The organism is Nocardioides conyzicola (assembly GCF_039543825.1).
In the GTDB taxonomy this organism is placed as follows: Bacteria; Actinomycetota; Actinomycetes; order Propionibacteriales; family Nocardioidaceae; genus Nocardioides; species Nocardioides conyzicola.
This window is the reverse complement of the sequence record NZ_BAABKM010000002.1, coordinates 2,432,107-2,453,439: the sequence shown is the minus strand read 5'-3', so window position 1 is coordinate 2,453,439 and position 21,333 is coordinate 2,432,107. Positions and strand designations below refer to the sequence as shown.

The 21,333-nt window shown below is 72.1% G+C and carries 19 protein-coding genes and 1 tRNA gene; 4 read left to right on the top strand and 16 right to left on the bottom strand.

What is annotated here, in order from left to right; genetic code table 11:
* The first annotated feature begins 50 nt into the window (after window positions 1-50).
* Entirely contained in the window at window positions 51-902 is an 852-nt protein-coding gene (gene pdxY / locus ABEA34_RS14955) for a pyridoxal kinase PdxY (RefSeq protein ID WP_345522151.1), read from the top strand.
* Here the strand turns inward: pdxY and ABEA34_RS14950 are convergent.
* The 6 genes from ABEA34_RS14950 to ABEA34_RS14925 form a co-directional block, all read right to left on the bottom strand.
* Window positions 899-1,648 carry an FAD:protein FMN transferase gene (locus ABEA34_RS14950; RefSeq protein WP_345522150.1) on the bottom strand — a complete coding sequence of 250 codons (750 nt, stop codon included), beginning with the start codon at window positions 1,646-1,648 and terminating at the stop codon, window positions 899-901. The two genes, pdxY and ABEA34_RS14950, sit on opposite strands and share 4 nt — an antisense overlap.
* The gene (locus ABEA34_RS14945) at window positions 1,645-2,076 is read right to left on the bottom strand and encodes an FMN-binding protein (protein ID WP_345522149.1); all 432 of its coding nucleotides are present in this window, start codon (window positions 2,074-2,076) and stop codon (window positions 1,645-1,647) included. The genes ABEA34_RS14950 and ABEA34_RS14945 overlap by 4 nt, the downstream gene beginning before the upstream one ends.
* 5 nt (window positions 2,077-2,081) lie before the next feature.
* Entirely contained in the window at window positions 2,082-3,482 is a 1,401-nt protein-coding gene (locus tag ABEA34_RS14940; protein ID WP_345522148.1) for a ferredoxin reductase family protein, read from the bottom strand.
* A gap of 66 nt (window positions 3,483-3,548) precedes the next feature.
* Window positions 3,549-3,827, bottom strand: a complete 279-nt coding sequence (locus ABEA34_RS14935; protein WP_345522796.1) for an HNH endonuclease — start codon at window positions 3,825-3,827, stop codon at window positions 3,549-3,551.
* A 159-nt stretch (window positions 3,828-3,986) separates the two neighbouring features.
* Window positions 3,987-4,059: transfer RNA gene (locus ABEA34_RS14930), tRNA-Thr, on the bottom strand.
* Between the two features lie 108 nt (window positions 4,060-4,167).
* Window positions 4,168-4,893 (bottom strand): SDR family NAD(P)-dependent oxidoreductase, encoded by a 726-nt coding sequence (locus ABEA34_RS14925; protein ID WP_345522147.1) that lies wholly within the window; start codon window positions 4,891-4,893, stop codon window positions 4,168-4,170.
* Window positions 4,894-4,977: 84 nt separating this feature from the next.
* Here ABEA34_RS14925 and soxR point away from each other — a divergent pair, with 84 nt between their 5' ends.
* The 3 genes from soxR to ABEA34_RS14910 all read left to right on the top strand — a co-directional run bounded on the left by soxR (window position 4,978) and on the right by ABEA34_RS14910 (window position 8,672).
* Complete coding sequence (gene soxR / locus ABEA34_RS14920; protein ID WP_345522146.1) at window positions 4,978-5,442, top strand: redox-sensitive transcriptional activator SoxR; 465 nt, start codon at window positions 4,978-4,980, stop codon at window positions 5,440-5,442.
* A complete protein-coding gene (locus tag ABEA34_RS14915; protein WP_345522145.1) occupies window positions 5,439-7,283 on the top strand; it encodes a glycoside hydrolase family 13 protein in 1,845 nt (614 codons plus the stop codon). The genes soxR and ABEA34_RS14915 overlap by 4 nt, the downstream gene beginning before the upstream one ends.
* Before the next feature lie 177 nt (window positions 7,284-7,460).
* A complete protein-coding gene (locus ABEA34_RS14910) occupies window positions 7,461-8,672 on the top strand; it encodes a DUF4032 domain-containing protein (protein WP_345522144.1) in 1,212 nt (403 codons plus the stop codon).
* Window positions 8,673-8,675: 3 nt separating this feature from the next.
* Here the strand turns inward: ABEA34_RS14910 and ABEA34_RS14905 are convergent, their stop codons facing one another.
* The 10 genes from ABEA34_RS14905 to cysS form a co-directional block, all read right to left on the bottom strand.
* Window positions 8,676-9,242, bottom strand: a complete 567-nt coding sequence (locus ABEA34_RS14905) for a hypothetical protein (RefSeq protein WP_345522143.1) — start codon at window positions 9,240-9,242, stop codon at window positions 8,676-8,678.
* The gene (locus tag ABEA34_RS14900) at window positions 9,242-10,852 is read right to left on the bottom strand and encodes a choice-of-anchor P family protein (protein WP_345522142.1); all 1,611 of its coding nucleotides are present in this window, start codon (window positions 10,850-10,852) and stop codon (window positions 9,242-9,244) included. Before ABEA34_RS14900 ends, ABEA34_RS14905 begins: the two co-directional genes overlap by 1 nt.
* Window positions 10,849-11,559 (bottom strand): ABC transporter ATP-binding protein, encoded by a 711-nt coding sequence (locus tag ABEA34_RS14895; RefSeq protein WP_345522141.1) that lies wholly within the window; start codon window positions 11,557-11,559, stop codon window positions 10,849-10,851. Before ABEA34_RS14895 ends, ABEA34_RS14900 begins: the two co-directional genes overlap by 4 nt.
* The gene (locus tag ABEA34_RS14890) at window positions 11,556-12,305 is read right to left on the bottom strand and encodes an ABC transporter ATP-binding protein (RefSeq protein WP_345522140.1); all 750 of its coding nucleotides are present in this window, start codon (window positions 12,303-12,305) and stop codon (window positions 11,556-11,558) included. The genes ABEA34_RS14895 and ABEA34_RS14890 overlap by 4 nt, the downstream gene beginning before the upstream one ends.
* Entirely contained in the window at window positions 12,286-14,256 is a 1,971-nt protein-coding gene (locus ABEA34_RS14885; RefSeq protein ID WP_345522139.1) for an ABC transporter permease, read from the bottom strand. The genes ABEA34_RS14890 and ABEA34_RS14885 overlap by 20 nt, the downstream gene beginning before the upstream one ends.
* 13 nt (window positions 14,257-14,269) lie before the next feature.
* Window positions 14,270-15,742 (bottom strand): ABC transporter substrate-binding protein, encoded by a 1,473-nt coding sequence (locus ABEA34_RS14880; RefSeq protein WP_345522138.1) that lies wholly within the window; start codon window positions 15,740-15,742, stop codon window positions 14,270-14,272.
* 89 nt (window positions 15,743-15,831) lie between these two features.
* Window positions 15,832-17,298, bottom strand: coding sequence for an ABC transporter substrate-binding protein (locus ABEA34_RS14875; protein ID WP_345522137.1), 1,467 nt, complete (start codon window positions 17,296-17,298; stop codon window positions 15,832-15,834).
* A gap of 53 nt (window positions 17,299-17,351) precedes the next feature.
* Window positions 17,352-18,809, bottom strand: a complete 1,458-nt coding sequence (locus ABEA34_RS14870) for a metallophosphoesterase (RefSeq protein ID WP_345522136.1) — start codon at window positions 18,807-18,809, stop codon at window positions 17,352-17,354.
* 47 nt (window positions 18,810-18,856) lie between these two features.
* The gene (gene rlmB / locus ABEA34_RS14865; RefSeq protein WP_345522135.1) at window positions 18,857-19,807 is read right to left on the bottom strand and encodes a 23S rRNA (guanosine(2251)-2'-O)-methyltransferase RlmB; all 951 of its coding nucleotides are present in this window, start codon (window positions 19,805-19,807) and stop codon (window positions 18,857-18,859) included.
* A complete protein-coding gene (gene cysS, locus ABEA34_RS14860) occupies window positions 19,807-21,216 on the bottom strand; it encodes a cysteine--tRNA ligase (RefSeq protein ID WP_345522134.1) in 1,410 nt (469 codons plus the stop codon). The genes rlmB and cysS overlap by 1 nt, the downstream gene beginning before the upstream one ends.
* Window positions 21,217-21,333 lie beyond the last annotated feature (117 nt).

The following is a 21,333-nucleotide window of genomic DNA, read 5'->3' as shown; positions in this document are numbered from 1 at the left end:
TCTACCCGGCCGAGGCGAGGAAGTCGGCGGGGTCGCGAGAGGATGCAGCCGTGAAGGTCCTGTCGATCCAGTCCTCGGTCGCGTACGGCCACGTCGGCAACTCCGCCGCGGTCTTCCCGCTCCAGCGGCTCGGCCACGAGGTGTGGCCCGTCAACACGGTGCACTTCTCCAACCACACCGGGTACGGCGCCTGGCGCGGCCCGCTGCTCGCGGCCGACGACGTGCGCGAGGTGATCGCCGGGATCGACGACCGCGGCGTGCTCGGCGAGGCGGACGCGGTGCTCTCCGGCTACCAGGGCGACCCCGCCGTCGGCGGCATCATCCTCGAGACCGTCGCGCGGGTGAAGGAGCTCAACCCGGCCGCCGTCTACTGCTGCGACCCGGTGATGGGCGACGTCGGTCGTGGGATGTTCGTCCGACCCGGGATCCCCGAGTTCATGCGCGACACCGTCGTGCCGCAGGCCGACATCGTGACGCCCAACCACTTCGAGCTCGACTTCCTCGCCGGCCGGACCACGACCACCCTCGACGAGATCCTCGACGCCGCGGACGCCGTCCGCGCGCGCGGTCCCCGCGACGTCCTGGTCACGAGCGTCCTGCACGGCGACGTCCCCGACGGCCGCCTCGACGTGCTCGCGGTCTCCGACGACGGCGCCTGGGCCGTCGAGACCCCGCTGCTGCCCATCACTCCCAACGGCTGCGGCGACGTGACCGCCGCGCTCTACCTCGCGCACCTCCGGACCACGGGCTCGGCCGCCGAGGCGCTCGCGCGGACGACCTCGTCGGTCTACGCGGTCCTCGAGGCCACCATCGCCGCCGGCACCCGCGAGATCCAGCTGGTCGCGGCCCAGGACGCCATCGCCGTACCGCCGATGACCTTCGAGGTACGCCGGCTGCGCTAGGGCGCCAGCGGACCGGCCCAGGTCTCGACGCGACCGTCCTCCCAGACGACCAGCCCGCTCCGGCGCGGGCGCGTGCGCAGCCACGAGACCGCATCGGCACCGCGGGCGAACGCCGCGGTCGCGTCGAGGTCGGCCCAGGTCAGGTCCGGCCCGACGACGGTGACCGAGGCGACCCCCGCGGGGGCGTGGCCGGTGCGCGCGTCGACGATGTGGGCGCCACGGTGCACGGTCCCGGAGGTGGCGACCGCGCCGGTGCGGACCGGCACCCGCGCGACCAGGCGCTGCGGGTCGAACGGGTCCTCGATGCCGACCTGCCACGGGTCGCGGTCCGGGGCAGCCGTCCAGCACACCAGGTCGCCGCCGCCGGAGAGACAGCAGTCCGTGTCGTCGAGCTCGCGCAGGCGCCGGGACACACGCTGGACCGCCCAGCCCTTGACCACGCCGTCGAGGTCGAGCCCGCCGCCCCGGCGTACGTCGAAGGCGCCGTCGGACTGCACGCGCGCCTCCTCGGCCAGGCCGAGCACCTCCTCGACGACCGCAGGGGTCGCGACCCGCTCACCTCGGTTGCGGCGGCTGAGCCAGGAGTCGGGCCGATAGCTGCTGAAGACCGCGTCCACCTCGCGGAGCTCGGCCACGACCGCCGCCCACACCCCCGCGGCGGTCGTGGTCCCGGCGTGCCGCCCGCGGAGGGCGACGCTGATGGGCAGGCCCATGACCTGCTCGACGGCCCGCCAGGTGCCGGTCACGCCGACGCCTGGTCGATGGCGCTCTGCAGCGACTGCAGGTAGCCGTCGCTGGTGACCGTCGCGCCGCTCACCACGTCGATGTCCGAGCTCTGCGCGTCGATGGTCTCCTGGACCAGGATCGGCAACGCGTAGGAGTTGATCTCCTGGTCCTTGCCGTTGCCGTTGGGGTACTGCACCACCGAGACGTCCGTGATCGTGTCGCCGTCCAGGGTGAGCTCGACCTGAACCGGACCCCACTGCGTCTGGGCCACATCGCCGGTGACCATGCTGCTGCCCGTCGAACCACTGCCGGAGGTGGTGCCGGTGCCGTCGCTGACGACCGACGGCTGCGAGATCACGGTCGTGCGGCCGGCGGTCGAGGTGTCGTAGCCGAAGAGGAGCACGACCACCGAGACCGTGGCGGCGAACGCGAGGACGATCTTCTTCACGGGGGTCACCATCCGAAGGTCTCGAGGTGGAGCCGCTCGGGCGGAACGCCGGCGAGCTGGAGGTCGGCGCGGACGAGGTCGGCCCACGCCGAAGGGCCGCAGAGGTAGACGTCGCGCTCCGCGATGTCGGGGATCCAGGAGCGCAGCGCGTCGAGGTCCGAGACGGGGCCGGCGACCTGGCCGCCGGTCCACGACCCCGGCCCGCGGCGCGGACCGGGCAGCGCCAGCACCCGCAGGCCTCGCTCGCGCGACAGCCTGGTGATCTCGCCGGCGAAGAGCGGCTCGTCGCGGTAGCGGTGCAGGAGCACCGCGTCCCCGGGCCGGTAGACGAGCCCCTCGGCCAGCGCGCGGATCGGCGCCATGCCGACGCCCGCGCCGATCAGGGCCACCTTGCTCTGCGTGCGCGCCCGCGCGGAGAGCCGTCCGTAGGGGCCTTCGAACAGCACGCGGGCCCCGGGCTGCAACGCCGCGAGCGAGGCACTGCCGTCGCCGACCACCTGCACGGTGATCCGCAGGCTGCGCCCATCGGGTGCGGCCGAGAGGGAGTACGGGTTTGCCCGGGTCCAGCCCGGCCGGCCGAGGAACCGCCACAGGAAGAACTGGCCCGCCTCGCCCGGCAGCCGATCCAGGCGGCGGCCGATCAGGTGCACCGAGACGACGCCGGGGGCCTCGGCCACCACGTCGGCGACCCGGAGCGTGTGCCGCAGGTTGCGACCCACCGGCAGCGCGACCCGCCAGGCCAGCACCGCGGCGGCGACGGCCGCCCAGGCCGTCCACCAGAAGACGGTGCGGACCGGGGACGACGTGAACTGCGCGCCGGTCCACAGCTGGTGCGGCAACGCGAGCCCGACGCCGAGGTAGGCGTAGAGGTGGAGCAGGTGCCAGGACTCGTAGCGCAGCCGGCCGCGGGCGGCGCGGATGCTGGTCACGACGACCAGGACCAGGCAGAGCGTCCCGGCCAGTGCCAGCAGCATCCCGGGATCGTCGACGGTCAGGTCCCAGAACGTGCCGGGGACCCTGCCGAGCTCGCCGGCGGCGTACCCCCAGGTGATCAACCCGACGTGGGCGAGCATCAGGTTGAACGACGTGAACCCGACCAGGCGGTGGCTGCGCGCCAGCCGGTCCTGCCCGATGGCACGCTCGAGGGCGGGGACGCGCGCCATCAGCGCGACCTGGGTGAGGAGCAGGACCGACGCCGTCAGCCCGCACAGGCGGCCGGCGGAGGTCAGCCCGGTCGCCCACCCCTCCAGGTCCTGGACGCCGCCGTCGACGACCCACCAGTAGGCGACCAGCAGCAGCCCGCCCCACAGCAGCAGCCCGGCACCGGTCCGCACCGCGGCATCGACGAGCGCCTGTGACGGCGGTCGCGCTGCTCGGGTCGCCGTCGGCGCGGCCATCGCGGTCATGCGCCTACCGTCGGCCAGGTCGCTGAGCGGTCTCGGTGGAGTACCTGTGCCGTTCCTGTGAGCCGGTCAGTACGACCTGCCGTCCGCGTAGCGCTCACGCCGCCAGGCCCGCCCGCGGCCCCGGTTGCGACTCTTGTACGTCGCCAGCTGCGAGTCGCAGTTCGGGCAGACCAAGCGGAGATTCTGCCGTCGATTGTTGGAGGCGTCTCCGTCGATGTGATCGAGGACCAACGTCAGCGGCAAGCCGTGCCACTCGGACGGAAGAGCGCAGATCGCACAGAGCCCGCCCTGCTCGTCGAGGATGTAGCGCCTGATGTAGTGCCTCGGCGTCGTGCCGGCGTGCACCGCTTCACCGCTCTTCAACCAGGCGACGATGCGCTGATCGCGTTCTGCCGACCGTTGGCAGGCATTGCTGCAGTACTTCCGCGCCCGTCGACCCGGAAGCACGACACCACAGCCCGCACACGTGAACACGGAAGGCAACCTAGGCGCGAGCACCGACAGAGCCGCGTAGGAGACTCGAACTCCTGACCTTCCGTTTACAAGACGGGAGCTCTACCAACTGAGCTAACGCGGCCTGCCGTCAGCGAGCCGACGGCGGGCCACATGCTACGGGGACGTCGACGGGTCGTGTGCCTCAGGACGGGCCAGGGACCGTGCTCAGGCACACGACCTGACTCCAGCGTCAGCTCATGCCACCGTCGTGCGCGATCACGGCGCCCGTGATCATCCGGGCCGACGGGGACGCGAGCCAGACGACGGTGTCGCCGATCTCGGAGGGCTTGATGGCGCCGCCGGGCAGCATCATCATCAGCCGGTCGGCGACGCGCGTGTCGAGGTCGTCGGTGAGCTTGTGGAAGACTTGCTCGACGATCGGGGTGTCGACGGTCCCGGGGCAGATCACGTTGACGCGGATGCCCTCGGGCGACAGCTCGAGCGCGAGCGACCGGGTGAACTGGGTGAGCCCGCCCTTCGCGGCGGCGTACGCCGTGGCGTAGGGCTGCGGCGCGTTGCCGGCGACCGAGGAGACGTTGACGATGTTGCCCTTGGCCGCGCGGAGGTGCGGGAGCGCGGCCTGGATGAGGAAGAACGGACCCTTGAGGTCGACCGCGTGCACCCGGTCCCACTCGTCCTCGGTGACAGTCTCGATGCGGCCGAACTGCACGATCCCCGCGATGTTGGCCAGCACGTCGATCCGGCCGGAGGCCGCACAGACCTCGATCGCCGCGTCGACGGCGGCCTTGCTGCCGACGTTGCACTCGACGTACGTCACCCCGTCGGGGACGGTCGGGTTGATGTCGAGGCCGTAGACGGTGTCACCGAGGTCGCGGAAGAGCTCGGCGGTGGCGTAGCCGATCCCGGAGGCGGCTCCGGTGATGACGACGACGCGGGGAGAGGTGGGCTCAGTCACAGCGGGCACGCTACCGCACATCTAGAACACGTTCTAGATGTGGCCGAGGTTGAAGTTCACTTCAACTCCCGCAAGGCTGGACCCATGACGTACCTGACGATCGGCCACCTCGCCGAGAGGGCAGGGGTGGCGACGTCGGCGATCCGCTTCTACGAGTCCCGCGGCCTGATCGCGTCGGTGCGCACGACGGGCAACCAGCGCCGCTACGAGCAGTCGACGCTGCGCCGCGTCGCCTTCATCCGTACGGCGCAGCGCGTGGGACTGAGCCTCGACGAGATCGGCGAGGCCCTGTCCACGCTCCCCGACGGGCGGGCACCGACGAAGTCGGACTGGCACCGGCTCAGCAAGGCCTGGCGCCCGCGGCTCGACGAGCAGATCGCCCGGATCGAGCGGCTGCGCGACCGCCTCGACGGCTGCATCGGCTGCGGCTGCCTGAGCCTCAGGACCTGCGCCCTCACCAACCCCGGCGACGAGGCCGCCCAGTGGGGACCCGGCGCCGCCTACCTCGAGCCACAGAGCCTCGAGCCCCACGGACGAAGGACCCCATGACGTTGCTCCGCGAGCCGCACCACGACGGCTCCCCGACGTACGTCTCCGACGAGGCGCCCGCACCCGGGTCGACGGTGACCGTCCGGCTGCGCACGGACGCCGCCGACCCCGTCGAGCAGGTCTGGGTGCGCACGACGTACGACGCGGAGCCGACGTACCACCCCTGCACCCCGACGCGCGGCGAGCACGTCGTCTGGTGGGAGGGCTCGCTGCCGGTGCACAACCCGGTGACCAACTACCGCTTCCTGCTCGACGGACCCCCCTCGGAAGCGCACGGAGCCCAGCGCTGGTTGAGTGCCGTCGGCGTCGTCGACCACGACCCGCCGGACGCGTTCGACTTCCGCCTCAGCTCGCACCACGCCCCGCCGGACTGGGCGCGCGACGGCGTGGTCTACCAGGTCTTCCCGGACCGGTTCGCCCGCTCGGCCGCGGCCGACCAGCGGGAGACCCCGTCGTGGGCGGTGCCGGCCGACTGGGAGGACGAGGTCGTCTACGAGGGCTTCGACCCCCGCACGCCGCTGCAGTTCTACGGCGGCGACCTGGACGGGATCACCGAGCACCTCGGCCACCTCGCCGACCTGGGGGTGCGCATCGTCTACACGACGCCGGTCTTCCCCGGGGAGAGCAACCACCGCTACAACGCCTCGACCTTCGAGCAGGTCGACCCGCTGCTGGGCGGCGACGCGGCGTACGTCCGGCTGGCCACCGCGGTGCACGAGCGGGGCTGGCGGATCCTCGGCGACCTGACGACCAACCACACCGGCGACACGCACGAGTGGTTCGTGGCCGCGCGCGACGTCGCGGGCGCGCCGGCCCGGTCGTTCTACTACTTCCTGCCGGACGGCTCCTACGAGTGCTGGATGGGCCACGGCACCCTGCCCAAGCTCAACCACGACGACCCGGCGCTGCGGACGGCGATGGTCGACGGCCCCGACTCGGTGGTGGCGCGCTGGCTGCGGCCGCCGTACGACCTGGACGGCTGGCGGGTCGACGTCGCCAACATGACCGGGCGGCTGGGCGCCATCGACGTCAACCACGAGGTCGCCCGGCTGGTACGGCGCACCGCGGAGGCCGAGCGTGCCGACGCGTTCGTGATCGGCGAGCACAACCACGACGCGTCGACCGACGTCGACGGCGACGGCTGGCACGGGACCATGAACTACTCGGGCTTCTCCTGGCCGATCTGGTCGTGGCTGCGCGACCCGGCCTCGCCGGCGCGGGCCTTCGGCCGCCCGGTCCCGGTGCCGCGGCGGCCCGGCGGCAGCGTCGTGCGCAGCATCCGCGAGTGGGAGGGCCGCTACGGCTGGCGGGCCACCACGTGCTCGTGGAACATCCTCGGCTCCCACGACAGCGCCCGGATCCGCACCGTGACCGGCTCCGGGGAGACCCACCGGGTGGCCGCCGGGCTGCAGTTCACGATGCCGGGGGTGCCGATGCTCTTCGCCGGCGACGAGATCGGGCTGGAGGGCGTCAACGGCGAGGACGCTCGGCGTCCCTTCCCGTGGGCCGACCCGGCCGGCTGGGACGACGACACGCTCGCGACGTACGCCGGGCTGGGGCGGCTGCGGCACGAGCACGAGGCACTGCGCCGCGGCGGCCTGCGCTGGGCGCACGTCGACGACGACGCGCTCGTCTACCTCCGCGAGCACCCGGCCGGGTCGGTGCTGGTCGCCGCCCGGCGTACGGCGGGCCCGGCGATCGCGCTCGACGCCGGGGCACTCGGCTTCGCCGACGGGTCGCTCCTGCTCGGCGCCGGCACCGACTCCGACCTGGTCGACGCCGGCGGCGTCGTCACGATCCCGGCGAGCGACGGGCCGTCGTTCGGGGTCTGGACCCTCTAGGGCACGGCTCCCGGTCCGGATGCGCCTGCTGCGCGGGCTTTCGCATCCGATCTGGCGGCGTTGTCGGCGACTCGACGGGACTCCGTCCCGCCTTCGCACCTCCGCCTTGCCAGATACGGCGCGAAAAACCCGCTCGCAACGGCGCCGGACCAGGAGTCGCGCCCTAGCCTGAGGGACGTGGCACTCCGCATCGTCGCGAACCGGCCGGACCCGGCACTGCTGGGCCTGCCGTGGTCGACGCCGCTGGAGGAGTGGACCGAGCACGTCGTACCCCTCCCTCGCGGCCTGTCGCGGCACGTGGTGCGCATCATCCGGCTCGGCGGCAATACGTACGCGGTGAAGGAGACCCAGGAGCCGATCGCGTTCCGGGAGTACCGCCTGCTGCGCGACCTGCAGCGGATGGGACTGCCCACCGTCGTCGCCCAGGGCGTGGTGACCGGTCGCGTCGACGAGCACGGCGAGGAGCTGCCCGCGGCGCTGCTCACCCAGCACCTGCAGTTCTCGCTGCCCTACCGCAGCCTCTTCGCGCACGGCATGACCGCAGACAACCTGCCGTCACTCGTCGACGCGATGGTGGTGCTGCTGGTCCGGCTGCACCTCGCGGACTTCTACTGGGGCGACGTGTCGCTCTCCAACGTCCTCTTCCGGCGCGACGCGGGCGGCTTCGCGGCGTACCTCGTCGACGCCGAGACCGGCGAGCTCAAGTCATCGCTCTCGGACCGGCTGCGCGAGCACGACCTGACCATCGCCACCGAGAACGTCTTCGCCGAGCTGCTCGACCTGCAGGCCAGCAACTCCCTGGACCAGGAGGTGCAGGCGCTGGACCTCGTCGAGATGCTGCGTGAGCGGTACGACGCCCTGTGGGCGGAGCTGACCGCCGAGGAGGAGTTCGCGTCGCACGAGATGTGGCGCCTCGAGCAGCGCGTGGAACGGCTCAACGACCTGGGGTTCGACGTCGACGAGCTCGACATCGTCACCGACTGGGACGGGGAGAAGATCCGGATCCAGCCCAAGGTCGTCGAGCTCGGCCACCACCGCCGGGAGCTCCAGGCGCTGACCGGGCTCAACGTCGAGGACGCCCAGGCGCGGCGGATGCTCAACGACATCGCGGCGTTCACCGCCCACTTCGACCTCGGCCGCGAGGACCGGTCACTGGTCGCGGCGCGGTGGCTCAACCAGACCTACGAGCCGATCCTGGCGATGATCCCGGCCGAGGCCCGCGGCAAGCTCGAGCCGGCCGAGATCTTCCACGAGATCCTCGTGCACCGGTGGTACCTCTCCGAGCGCGCCGGCCACGCCGTCGACCTGCTCGACGCCGCGCGCGACTACATCGAGACGGTGCTGATGCAGAAGCCCGACGAGGTCGTCACCGCCGACGACGACGAGTGACCGCTAGGGACGGCAGACCCGGCACTCGGTGAGGTGGCCGTTGTCCTCGCCGATGGGGCGGAGGTCGTCGCGGTGGGCGATCAGCGAGCAGTCGCGCCGGTGCATGGTCGTGCCGTCACCGGCGGTCACCGGCATCCCGGAGACGTCGAGGTCGTCGCTGCTGGCGGCGGCCCGGGAGGTCACGTCGGCGAGCACCAGCAGGGTGTCCGCGAGCCGCTTGGCCGACTCGCGGTTGTCGGCCGCGATCCGGGCGAGCCAGGCACCGAAGTAGAGGAACCCGCCGGCGAAGGTCAGCCCGAGGCCGAGCAGTCCCCCGGAGACCAGGTAGGACAGCTGGTCGTACTGGTACGGCGTGTTGGCGGCGCCGTACCAGCCGAGCACGATCACCACGAGGCCGAGCGGCAGCAGGATCGCGCCGGCCCAGAAGAGCACCAGCTGCAGCAGCTGGTAGTGGTTGTTCTTCATCGGGGCCGCGCCCGAGCCGGACTGGCCGGACGCACGGGGCAGCCCGATCGCGAGGCGCTGCGCGGGAGCGGGACCCGGGGTCGTCGGTGCGTTCATCGTGGTCATCAGCGGGCCTTTCGGAGGTCGGGGAGGCCTCGGTCGAGGCCGTGCGAGCAGGAGCCGGCGCCACCGAGGGCGAGCACGCCGGCCCGGCGCAACCAGGTGCCGCCGAGGGCACCGAGAGCGAGACCGCCGACGAGGATCGCGCCGGGGATCGTATAGAGCGCGGGCAGGCCGGAGCCGGCCAGCGCCGCGTCACCGAGGTCGTCAGTGGCCGCGGCCGGTGCGTCCGATCCGGCGGCCGGAGCCGCTGCCGGGACGCTGCCGCCGCCGGCGCTCGCGCCGGCACCGCCACCCGAGCCACCGGCCGGCGCCGCGGCCGCACCCGGGTCGTTGTCGGGGATGTCGGTCGGGAAGGTCAGGCCCTGCACGGTGTCGACGGACGTGCCGGCGTTCCCGAGGGTCACCACGACCCGGGGCGACAGGCCGGCGACCGCCTGGAGCAGGCTCTTGAGCTGACCGGCCTGGTCGGGCACGGCGCCCACCAGGTCGTCCAGCGGCAGCGCGTCGAGCTTGTCGCGCAGGACCGCGGTGTCGATCTCGACCCGCAGGCCGCCGAGGTCGCTGGTCGCCAGGTCTCCCTTGTGCTCGAGCTGCGCCTTCGGCAGCTCCAGTCGTACGCCGAGCTGCTCGAGCGCCGCGGCCGCCTGGTCGGGCAGCCCCGGGATCGGTGTCTTCTGGCCGGCCGCGACCAGCCCGTCGGGTCCGAACGAGAACTCCTGCCCGGCGATCGTGATCCCGCCGATGCGGGCCCGGCCGTCCGGGTCGCCGGCCTTGCCGTTGCTGGAGCTCGTGCTCGTCACGACGAGGCCGTCGAGCTCGATGATCCCGCCGAGGAGCGACACGTCGCCGAGCGCGGACCGGGCGGTGCTGACCACGCCGGCGTCGGTGGAGACCGTCTGGCTCGAGGAGGTGTAGCCCTCGACGTCGACGAGGGCGGCCAGCTCGGGCGGGAGCCCGGGAGCCGCCGGATCCTCCGCCGCCGCGGCCTGGGTCTTGTCCCCGCCGAGCGCGCCCGTGATCGCCTGGCCGAACTGCTGCAACGCGTCCGGTCCGGCGCCGGCGGTCCCGGGCAGGCCCGGGACCGCCGGCAGACCGGGGACGCCGGGCGTGCCTTCGCCCCCGTCGTGTGGCTCGCCGTTGCCCACGTTCCCGTCCGGCGAGAAGCCCACCTGGGCCACGGTCTTGCGGTCGGTCGCGCTGGAGCGCATCACGGCGCCGGGGAACGGCTCGTCGGCCTGTGCGGGCTCGCCACTGGGCTGGGCCGCGTTGACCTGCACCGGGTAGCCGGCCTCGCCCAGCTGCTCGGGCAGGCCGAGCGCCGTCACGAACGTCTTCAGGCCCTCGCCCACCGGGTCACCCGGCCACAGCCAGCTGGCGCGGGCCTTCGAGCTGCCGGAGTCGGCCTCGACCTTCGAGTACGCCAGCTCGAGCTCGAGCTGCGGCGTGGCCGGGACCGGGATCGTCGGCTCGTAGATCTCGATCTTGACCGGCGCCGCCCAGGCGTCCGCGCTGTAGCCGCTGAACGCCGGCTTGTCGGCGGCAGCTCCGGGCGAGGCCGGGAGCATCGCCCCCAGGACCGCGGCCGCTGCGAGTGGGACCCAGTAGCGCTTCATGCCGCTCCTCCGAGGATGACGTCGGACATCGTGTCCATCACTTCTGCGGGCTCTCCGGTGGCGACGATCCGCCCTCCGGTCATCACCGCTGCGTAGTCCGAGACCCGCAGCGCCGTCCGTGCGAACTGCTCGATGCAGAGGATCGAGACGCCGCTCTCCGCGATCTGCGCGACGGTGTCGTAGAGCTCGTCGACGATCAGCGGGGCCAGCCCCATCGACAGCTCGTCGAGCAGCAGCAGCGCCGGGTCGGAGGCCAGCGCCCGCGACATCGCCAGCATCTGCTGCTCGCCGCCCGACATGGTGCCGGCCAGCTGGTGCCGGCGCTGGTGCAGCCGGGGGAAGTAGGAGTACGCCGTCTCCAGCACCTTGTCGGCGGAGACCCCGGCGTACGACATCAGGGTGAGGTTCTCCTCGACGGTCAGGTTGGGGAAGACCGAGCGTCCCTCGGGGATCGTGCACAGCCCGAGCCGGGCGAGCTCCTCCGGGCCGGTGTCCTGGACGTGCACGCCACCGAGGTGGATGTCGCCGGACGTCGGCTTCTTCTGACCGCTGATCACCTTGACCAGCGTCGACTTGCCGGCGCCGTTGGGACCCAGCAGCGCCACGACGGCGCCCTTCGGGATGCGCAGGTCGACGCCGCGCAGGACCTCGATGCGGCCGTACGCCGCACGCAGGTCGACGACCTCGAGGATCGGGATGCCGCTCATCGCACGAGCTCCTGGTCGTCTGCGTCCGAGTAGCCGAGGTAGGCCCGCTGCACGTCGGGGTTGCTGCGGATCGCGCCGGGTGCGCCGGAGGCGATCACCTTGCCGAAGTCGAGGACGTGGATCTCGTCGCAGACCGACATCACCAGGTCCATGTCGTGCTCGACCATCAGCACACCGCGGCCCTCGGCGGCGAGCTCGGCCAGCAGGTGCCCGAAGGCGTCGGTCTCGGTCTCGTCCAGGCCGGAGGACGGCTCGTCGAGGAGCAGGAGCTGGGGGTCGCACGCCAGGCAGCGGGCCAGCTCGAGCAGGCGGGCGGTGCCGGTCGGGATCGAGTCGGCCCGCTCGTCGGCGTACGCCGCGATGCCGACGCGCTCGAGCAGCCCGTCGACGTCGGCCGCGGTCGGCCGCAGCAGCCCGGCGAAGCCGCCGTGGATGTCGCGGGCGACCCGCACGTTCTCCCGCACCGAGAGCGACCCGAAGGCCTCGAGGCGCTGGAAGGTGCGGCCCATGCCGCGGCGCGAGCGGCGGGGCACGGACAGCCGGGTGACGGGCCGACCGTCGAAGACGACCCGCCCGCGGTTGGGCTTCTGCAGCCCGCTGATCACGTTGAAGCAGGTGGTCTTGCCGGCCCCGTTGGGTCCGATCAGGCCGGTCACCCGACCGGCCTCCGCGACGAAGCTCGCGTGGTCGACCGCGGTCACCCCGCCGAACTGGACGACGACGTCGTCAACCTCGAGCAGTGACATGGACGCCCACCTCCTGCAGGTCTTCCTTGAGCGGGATGTCGGTCGCGGTGGCGTCGTCGGCGCGGCTCCGCGGCAACGGCAGCACCGGCACGGCCCGGCGTACGACGTCGCCGAAGCGCCGGTCGAGCCGGCGGCCCAGGCCGAAGAACAGGTTGGCGAGACCGTTGGGGTCGCGGCCGAGCGCGACGGCGCCGAAGCCGAGGATCGCGAACACCAGGCCGGCCAGCTCCGGGCGCGAGCTCTGGAGCACCGGCAGCAGCATCAGCCCGATGCCACCGAGCGCGGCGCCGCTGACCGACGTGACCCCGCAGACCACGGCGAGGAGCAGCAGCGGCAGACTGTTGAAGAGCTGGAAGTCGGCGGCGCCGATGGTGCCGCGCAGCCCCGCGAAGAGCCCGCCGGCGAGTCCGGCCATCCCGGCGGAGATGCCGAAGAGACCCACCCGGAACCAGCGCAGGTCCAGGCCGAGCGTGCCGCACGCGGCCGGGCTGTCGCGCATCGCGATCAGCAGGCGGCCGAGGACGCCGCGGCGCAGCAGGAGCAGCGCGAGCGCCATCAGCACGAAGAACGCCGCCATCACCACGACGTAGCCGGAGGTCGACGAGATCGAGGTGCCCAGCAGCGAGAGCCGCTCGGCGTGCAGGGTGCCGTTGAAGCCGAACGCGAAGTCGGCCTGGAAGACCAGCTTGTCCATCAGCACGCCGAAGGCCAGCGTCGACAGCGCGAGGTAGAGACCGGTCAGCCGCAGCACCGGCAGCGCCACCAGGGCGCCGACACCGGCGGCGATCAGCGCCGACATCAGCAGCCCGTAGAGGTTGGGCTCGTCGAGCTTCGCGTAGGCGAGCGCGCCGACGCCGGCGAACGTGAACTGCGCGAGCGAGACGTGGCCGCCGTACCCGGTGAGGAGGACCAGCGACAGCATCACCATGGCGTACGTCGCGGCCGTGCCCACCAGCAGCAGGTTGGCGTCCGACATCCCGGTCGCGAGCAGCGCGACGAGGACGAGCAGGCCGGCGCCGCAGACCAGCGAGCGGCTCATCGACGGCAGCGGGGCGGACACGATGCCCTTGACCTGGCCGATCCGCAGCTGCGCCTGGGGCATCAGGATGATCACGACGAAGAGGAAGAGCGCGGGCACCACGGCCCGCATGCCGGAGAGGAAGCCCTCGGTCGGCAGATAGGCGACCGCGAACGACTGCAGGATGCCGAGGCCCATGGCGCCGACGAAGGTCAGCGGCAGGCTCTTCAGCCGGCCGAGCATCGCGGCGGCGTACGCGTTGATGACCAGCAGGGTCAGGTCGTAGTAGGAGAGGCCGATCACCGGCGTGAGCAGGATGCCGGCGAGGGCGGCGAGCGAGATGCCGATCGCCCAGGACAACGACGCGACCCGGTCGGGGTTGCCACCGAAGAGCCGCAGCAGCACAGGGTTGTCGACCGAGGCCCGCATGGCGGTGCCGATGCGGGTGCGGTTGAGCAGCAGGTAGAGCATCCCCGCGACGACCACGGACAGCGCGATCGTGATGATCTGGTGCGCGGTGACGTAGGTGTCGCCGATCTCGACGCCCTTGTCGGGCAGGAACGGCGGCAGGGTGCGCGGCTCGGGCGGCCAGATGTACTGCGCCAGGCCGATCAGGCCGACGAACAGGCCGACCGTCACGACGAGCGAGACGCTGACCGGGCCCTCACCCAGGCCGCGGGTGACGAACCGCTGGACCAGCCAGCCGGTGCCGGGGGCGACCACGCCGAGCACCAGGACCAGCGCGAGCCAGGTCGGCATCCCCTGGCGCTGGCTGAAGTCCCAGAACGTGAAGGCCATGACCATGCCGAACGCGCCGTGCGCGATGTTGAAGACCCGCGTCGTCGTGTAGGTCAGCACCAGGCCGGAGGCCGCGATCGCGTACGCCGCGCCCGTGAAGAGGCCGAGGATCGTGAAGGAGATGATCGTGCTCATCGGTGGCTCCTGCTCATCCGCCGTTGAGGAGCGGGCCGCACATGAAGTTGCCGGAGGACACCTGGCGCCACTTGCCGCCGGTGTACCGGATGATCGACGCGCAGCTGCTGGTGGTCTTGGCGCCGACCTGCTGGGGAACGTGGAGGCCGTTGCCGGTCCAGTTCTTGACGCCCTCGAGCGCCGTGACGAGCGAGGCCCGCGTCAGCTTGCCGCCGAGCTGGGTCGCCTGCTCGACGAAGAGCCGAGCCGCCGACCACGCGTAGAGGCCGAAGTAGTTGGGCACCGCGCCGGGCTTCACCTGGTCGAGCCAGGAGCGGTAGAGCTGCATCTCCTTGACGCTGAAGTCGTCGAAGAGCTTGGTGGAGGAGTAGACGTACACACCGTCGGCCGCGTCACCCGCCTCCTCCACGAACCGCTGGTCGTAGATCGTCGCGTCCTGGATGAACACGTCGGGCTGGTAGCCCTGCTGCTTCATCGCCTGCAGGAGCTTGACGGTGTTCTGGTAGGGCCCCGTGTAGCTGACGAGCTTGATGCCCTTGTCCTTGAGCTGCTGGACGTACGGCGCGTAGTTGAACTCGGACACGTCGATGCCCTGGAAGTAGCCGATCTTCCAGCCCGCGCGGGTCCAGGCGTTGCGGAAGCGGCTGGCGTTGACCGACGCGGCGCCGGCGTTGATGTAGAGCACGGCGGCGTGCTGGGTCGCGTCCTTGTTCTTCGACAGGAAGTAGCGCGGCATCGCGCTGCCGACCTGGTCGGGGTCGACCGACTGCGCCGCGAAGCACGTCGAGCAGGCCTGTCGCTCTGGAGTGGTCGTGGTCGAGCGCAGGTCCGGCAGGCCGCAGGACTGGGCGGTCGCGGCACCGCCGGAGTCGAAGGCCCCCATCGATCCGACCGCCGCGAACGACGACTCGCAGGCCTTGGTGTAGGCCTGCTGGTCGGCGCCCGCGTCCGCGCGACTGTCGAGCAGCGACACGTCGAGCTTGCGGCCGCAGATGTCGTTGGTCGAGTTGAAGTACGCCGCGTAGGCGCGGGTCGCCTGCTGGGCCGACTCGAAGATGCCCGGGACCGGGCCGGAGATGTCGGCGACGTTGGCGATCGTGATCGTCTTGTCGGTGATGCCGGTCTGGTTCTTGAAGCCGTCGCAGCTGGCGGCCTTGCCGGCACCTGCCGCCGCATTGGCCCCCTTGCCCTGGGCCGCGCCGCCTGCGGCCGCGCCGCCGCCACCGGTCGAGCCGGCACCGGACCCGCCACCCGCAGCGGAGCCGCCGCCACCCGTCGCACCGGCTGCACCGGTGTCGCCCGTGGCGCCACCGGTCGTCGTGCCGTCGGGAGCAGTGCCGGCGGCGCCGCCGCCGGTCGTTGTGCCGTTGACCTGGGCGACCGTCTGGGGCTCGAGCTGCGACCCGCAGGCGGCGAGCGTGACGGCCACCGTCAGGCACAGGCCGGCCGCAGCCGCCGTACGCAGTGGGGACAGGACCCTGGTCACCGCAAGCCTCCCGGACTCAGACAGACCGAAACAAGAACGTGTTCCACCCCACAACGAGGGGTCGCGCCAAAGGTGACGGGGCTCACCGTTCACCCGACCGTGGTGGTGCCGCTGCACCGGTACTTGGTCCCGCCGACCGGCGACCACCTGCCGCCGTGCAGCGTGATGAAGCGCCAGCAGGGACCGGTTCGCTTGGCTCCGACGTTCTGCGGCGCGTGCATGCCGTTGGCGGTCCAGCCGGTGACGCCCTTGAGCTCGCCGACCAGCGCAGCCCGGCTGAGCTTGCCGCCCAGGGCGATCGCGCGCTCGGCGAAGAGCCGGGCGGCCGACCAGGCGAAGAGGCCGAAGAAGCTGGGGGTCGCACCGGGCTTCACCTGCTGCAGCCAGCTCAGGTAGAGCTGCACCTCCTTGTTGCTCCCCGCCTCCTCGAACGGCGTGAAGTTCGCGAAGACCGTGGTGCCCTCGACGGCGTCGCCGCCGGCCTCGACGTAGTCGGGCGTGTAGACGGTGGGGTCGAGCATGTAGACCTTCGGCTTGAAGCCCTGCTGCTTCATGGCCTCCGCGAGCCGGTCGGCCTGCTGGTAGGCGCCGATGAACTGGACGTACTCGACGTCCTTGTCCTTCATCTGCTGCACGTACGGCGCGTAGTTGAACTCCGAGATGTCGATGCCCTGGACGTAGGCGAACTTCATGCCGCGCTTGGTCATCGCCGCCGCCTGCGTCTTGCCGTTCTCGGCGGCCGCGCCCGCGTTGATGTAGAGCATCGCGGCGTGCTGCGCGGCGTCGCCGTACGTCTGCTTGACGAAGTCGGGCACGGCGTTCTGGAACTCGTGGGCGTCCACGGACTGCGCCGCGAAGCACGTGGTGCAGCCCTGCCGGTCGCTTGTCACCGAGGCCGATCGGATGTCGGGCAGCCCGCACGACTGGGCCGTCGCCGCGCCACCCGAGTCGAAGCCGGACATCGAGCCCACCATGGCGAAGGCCTGCTCGCAGCCCTTCGAGTAGGCCTGCTGGTCGGCGGCCGCGTCCGTGCGGCTGTCGTACGACGCGAACGCGAGCTTGCGGCCGCAGATGTCGCTGGTGGCGTTGAAGTAGGCGACGTACGCGCGCACCGCCTCCGGCGCCGACTCGAAGAGTCCCGGCACCGGGCCGCTGATGTCGGAGGCGTTGCCGATCGTGATCGTCTTGTCGGTGATGCCGGTCTGGTTCTTGAAGCCGGCACAGCTGGCGGCCTTGCCGGCACCCGCCGCCGCGTTCGCTCCCTTGCCCTGGGGCGCATCACCTCCCGATGCCGCACCACCACCACCGGCGGCCGTGCCACCGCCGCCACCGGCCGCGCCGCCGCCCGCAGACGTCGAGCCTCCGGCGTCGCCACCGGCGGGCACGCTGCCGTCGGGCGCGGTCGTCCCGCCGGGCACCACGGCACCGCCGGCGGTGCCGCCCGGTCCTCCGGCGTCCGCGACCGTCTGGGGATCGAGGTTCGAGCCGCAGGCGGCGAGCGCCGTCGCGAGGGCGATGCAGCAGAGGGTCCGAGCCGAACGAGTGAGTGGGGACACGTGTCGACAACGACCACCCCGCACCGAGGTGACGCACACCACTCCCGACGTGGCTAGGAGGCCGGCTCGGCCTCCGGGTAGCGCAGCGGCACGTACTCGCCGACCTGGAAGACGCCGTTGGGCTGCAGCGTCACCCACTGCACGCCGGCGGGCCGGCCGTCGCGATAGGTCACCAGGCTGACGTCGGCGGCCCGGCGCGGCTTGCTGCCGACGGCGATGGCGTACGCCGCCCCGCCCGTCGTGCCGGTCGTGTAGGTGTAGCCCACCGCGCCGTCGGGAGCGTCGACGCGGGTCGGACCGGAGCGCACGTGCAGGTGGCCGCCGATGACCAGGTCGACGCAACCGCGCGCGAGCGCCTCGCGGCCGAGGTTGGCGTCGTGGACGAGCATCGTGGTGATCCGGACGTCGCTGTCGCAGGCGGCGTCGGCCAGCCGCTGCTCGACCTCGGCGAAGCTCAGGCCCGACTCGTCGCGCCACGAGCCGAGCCCGCTGGAGCGCGGGTCGTCGACGCCGAGCAGCGTCGTCCCACCCGGCCCCGGGACCACCTCACCGTCGAGCATCGTCCACCCGTGGTCGCCCAGGTAGTCGTGCACGAACGTGCCGTGGTCGTGGTTGCCGGCGACCGCCCAGCGGTCGAGCCCGTCGAAGGCCTCCGAGACGGAGTCGAGGGAGAACGCCTCCCACGTCTTGCCGGAGGACGTGTCGTCACCACCGTCGTAGACCGCGGTCGCACCGGCCGCGTCCGCGATCGCCCGCGCGACCGGGTCCATGCCGATGTTGTCGTGCCGGTCGGACACCAACGCCACGACCGTCTCGCCCTCCTCGGGCTCCCGCACGTCGAGCGACGCGGCATCGTGGGCGGCCCCCGCGTAGAAGACCTTGCTCTTGTCGTAGGTGTCGACGGCGCTCTGGATCAGCCGACGGGTCTGGGAGGTCGTGACGTCGCCGCGGACGTCGACCTGCTCGAGCCCCTCGGGCAGCGGCACCTCGGGGCCGAGGAACTCCTGGAGCGACACCCAGTCGCCGTCGTCGTCGGGGGCCTCGTCGCTCGTCCACGGCTGCCAGAGGCAGACCCCGACCACGACCACGGCGCCGAGACCGATGAGCACCTGGGGCAGGCCGGCCCGTGCCACCAGGTCGTGCCGGCGACGACGGCCGATCAGCAGCCACACCGCGATCGGGACCAGCCCCAGGACCGCGCCGCGGAGGGCGGCGTCGAGGAGCATGTCCTCGACCACGTCGGTGACCTTGGCGACCTGCCCGTCCGGCTGGCCCGCGATGAAGCCGTAGCGGCGGACCAGCTCGTCGGTGGAGGCGGCGTCGGTCTTGTCGAGCCGGATGTCGACGCCGATCGGACCGACGCCAGGCATGCGGACGTCGGGCAGCACCGGGCCGGTGAGCACCACGGCGTCGCCGGTCATCGTCGGGCGCACGATCGCGTCGTGGCTCGCCAGCTCGATCGACCTCGTGCTGGAGAAGAAGAGCGTCGCCGTGACGGCGACCGCGCACACCAGCCAGGCCCCGGCGTACGCCAGGACCGTGACGGCGCGTCGGACCGTCAGCGGCGCGCCTCGGAGATGGCGTAGAGCACGACCGACGCTGCGACGCCCGCGTTGAGGGACTCCAGCTGGTTGGCCATCGGGATCGAGACGAGCTGGTCGCAGGTCTCCGCCACGAGCCGGCCGAGGCCGCCGCCCTCCGAGCCGACCACGACGACCAGCGGGCCGTCGGCCAGCTGCAGGTCGGGCAGGCTGACGTCGCCGTCGGCGGCCAGGCCGACCACCATGCAGCCCGCGTCCTGGTAGGCCTTGAGCTGGCGCACCAGGTTGACGGTCTGGGCGACCGGGATGCGGGCGGCCGCACCCGCGCTGGTCTTCCAGGCCGAGGCGGTCATGCCGGCGGCGCGGCGCTCGGGGATGACGACGCCGTGCGCACCGAAGCCGGCCGCGCTCCGGACGATCGCGCCGAGGTTGCGCGGGTCGGTGACCGAGTCGAGGACCACGATCAGCGGGTCCTCGCCGTTGGCGGCGGCCGCGTCGAGGAGGTCGTCGGCGTGGGCGTACTCGTACGACGGGATCCGGGCGGCGAGACCCTGGTGGACCGCACCGGACGTCATCCGGTCGAGCTCGTTGCGGGTCACCTCGAGGATGCTGATGCCGCGGTCGGCGGCGATGGCGAAGGCCTCGCGCAGGCGGCCGTCGCGCTCGGCGCCCTCGGCGACGTACACGCCGTTGACCGGCACGCCCTCGCGCAGCGCCTCGACGACGGAGTTGCGGCCGGCGATCCACTCGGCGTCGGTGCTGCCGGTACGCCGCCGCTTCGGCCGGGCCGCGGCGGACTTGTCGACCTTGTTGGCCGCCTTGTGGGCCTTGTGGTACTCGCGGTCCTTCGCCTTCGGCGTCGGTCCGCGACCCTCGAGGCCGCGCTTGACGCGACCGCCCGAGCCGGCGGTGGGGTTGCCCTTGCCGCTCTTCTTGATGGCGCCCTTGCGCTGTGAGTTGCCAGGCATTACTTGGTTCCTGCTTCCAGTGACCACGTCGGGCCGTCGGGGGTGTCCGTGATGGCGATGCCGGCGGCCTTGATCTGGTCGCGGATCGCGTCGGCGGCGGCGAAGTCCTTGTCCGCGCGCGCCTGTGCTCGTCGGTCGAGCAGGCCGCGGACGAGCACGTCCACGGCCTCGGTGAGCTGCTGGTCGTCACCCGAGGCGGTCCCCCACGCGGGGTCGGCCGGGTTGAGCCCGAGCACGTCGAGCATCGCGAGGACGCTCCCGGCCCGGACCTGCGCCTGCGCGGCGTCGCCGCCGTCGAGCAGGCGGTTGCCCTCGCGCACGGCGTCGTAGAGGACGGCGACGGCGGCCGGGGTGCCCAGGTCGTCGTTCATCGCGTCGGTGAAGGTCTGCGGGAGCTCGCCGGGCACGGTGACCGCGGTGCGCTCGAGGAAGTTCTCGATCCGCCGGAAGCCGACCGCCGCCTCGTCGAGCGCCTCGAAGCTGAACTCGACGTGGCTGCGGTAGTGCGCGGCGACCAGGTAGTAGCGCAGCTCGATGCCGCGGTAGGTCTCCAGCACCGCCGGGATCGTCAGCGAGTTGCCGAGCGACTTGCTCATCTTCTCGCCGGCGGTGGTGATCCAGGCGTTGTGCATCCAGTACGACGCGAACGGGTGCCCGGCCGCTCGCGACTGGGCCTGCTCGTTCTCGTGGTGGGGGAAGCGCAGGTCGACGCCGCCGCCGTGGATGTCGAACGCCGGACCGAGGTACTTGCCCGCCATCGCCGAGCACTCGATGTGCCAGCCGGGACGGCCGCGGCCCCACGGGCTCGGCCAGGACGCGGTCTCGGGCTCGGAGTCCTTCTTCCAGCCCTTCCACAGCGCGAAGTCGCGCGGGTCGCGCTTGCCGCGCGGGTCGGCGTCGCCGGCGGCCTCCATGTCGTCGATCCTCTGGTGCGTGAGCTCGCCGTACTGCGGCCACGAGCGCACGTCGAAGTAGACGTCGCCGGTGCCGTCCTCGGGGGCGTAGGCGTGGTCGAGGGCGATCAGCCGCTCGATGATCTCGATCATCTCGGGGACGTGGCCGGTCGCGGCCGGCTCGTACGTCGGCGGCGCGACGTTGAGCGCGGCGTACGCCTTGTCGAGCTCGCGCTTCATGGCCGCGGCGTGGGCGTACCAGGGGCGGCCCAGCGCCTCGGCCTTGGCGAGGATCTTGTCGTCGATGTCGGTGACGTTGCGGATGAAGCTCACGTCGTACCCGAGGTGGCGCAGCCAGCGCTGGAGCACGTCGAAGTTGACGCCCGAGCGGACGTGCCCGACGTGCGGCTCGGACTGCACGGTCAGACCACACACGTAGAGACCCGCCTTCCCCTCCTGGAGGGGAACGAAGTCACGGACCTCGCGGGTCGCCGTGTCATAGAGCCTGAACGTCACCCGCCCAGTCTAGAGATGTCGGCGGGTTCGTCCCGCATCGCGGAGTTTCATCGGTCGGCCGATGAAACTCATGCCTGGACGACAAAGTTTCATCGTCCAAGCGTGAGTTTCGTCGGC

Bases quoted from the DNA above. Each gene is read 5' to 3' on its own strand.
- ABEA34_RS14940 (WP_345522148.1), bottom strand. From the start codon at position 3,482: ATGACCGCGATGGCCGCGCCGACGGCGACCCGAGCAGCGCGACCGCCG.
- soxR (WP_345522146.1), top strand. From the start codon at position 4,978: ATGACGTACCTGACGATCGGCCACCTCGCCGAGAGGGCAGGGGTGGCG.
- ABEA34_RS14915 (WP_345522145.1), top strand. From the start codon at position 5,439: ATGACGTTGCTCCGCGAGCCGCACCACGACGGCTCCCCGACGTACGTC.
- ABEA34_RS14905 (WP_345522143.1), bottom strand. From the start codon at position 9,242: ATGACCACGATGAACGCACCGACGACCCCGGGTCCCGCTCCCGCGCAG.
- ABEA34_RS14900 (WP_345522142.1), bottom strand. From the start codon at position 10,852: ATGAAGCGCTACTGGGTCCCACTCGCAGCGGCCGCGGTCCTGGGGGCG.
- ABEA34_RS14895 (WP_345522141.1), bottom strand. From the start codon at position 11,559: ATGAGCGGCATCCCGATCCTCGAGGTCGTCGACCTGCGTGCGGCGTAC.
- ABEA34_RS14890 (WP_345522140.1), bottom strand. From the start codon at position 12,305: ATGTCACTGCTCGAGGTTGACGACGTCGTCGTCCAGTTCGGCGGGGTG.
- ABEA34_RS14885 (WP_345522139.1), bottom strand. From the start codon at position 14,256: ATGAGCACGATCATCTCCTTCACGATCCTCGGCCTCTTCACGGGCGCG.
- rlmB (WP_345522135.1), bottom strand. From the start codon at position 19,807: ATGCCTGGCAACTCACAGCGCAAGGGCGCCATCAAGAAGAGCGGCAAG.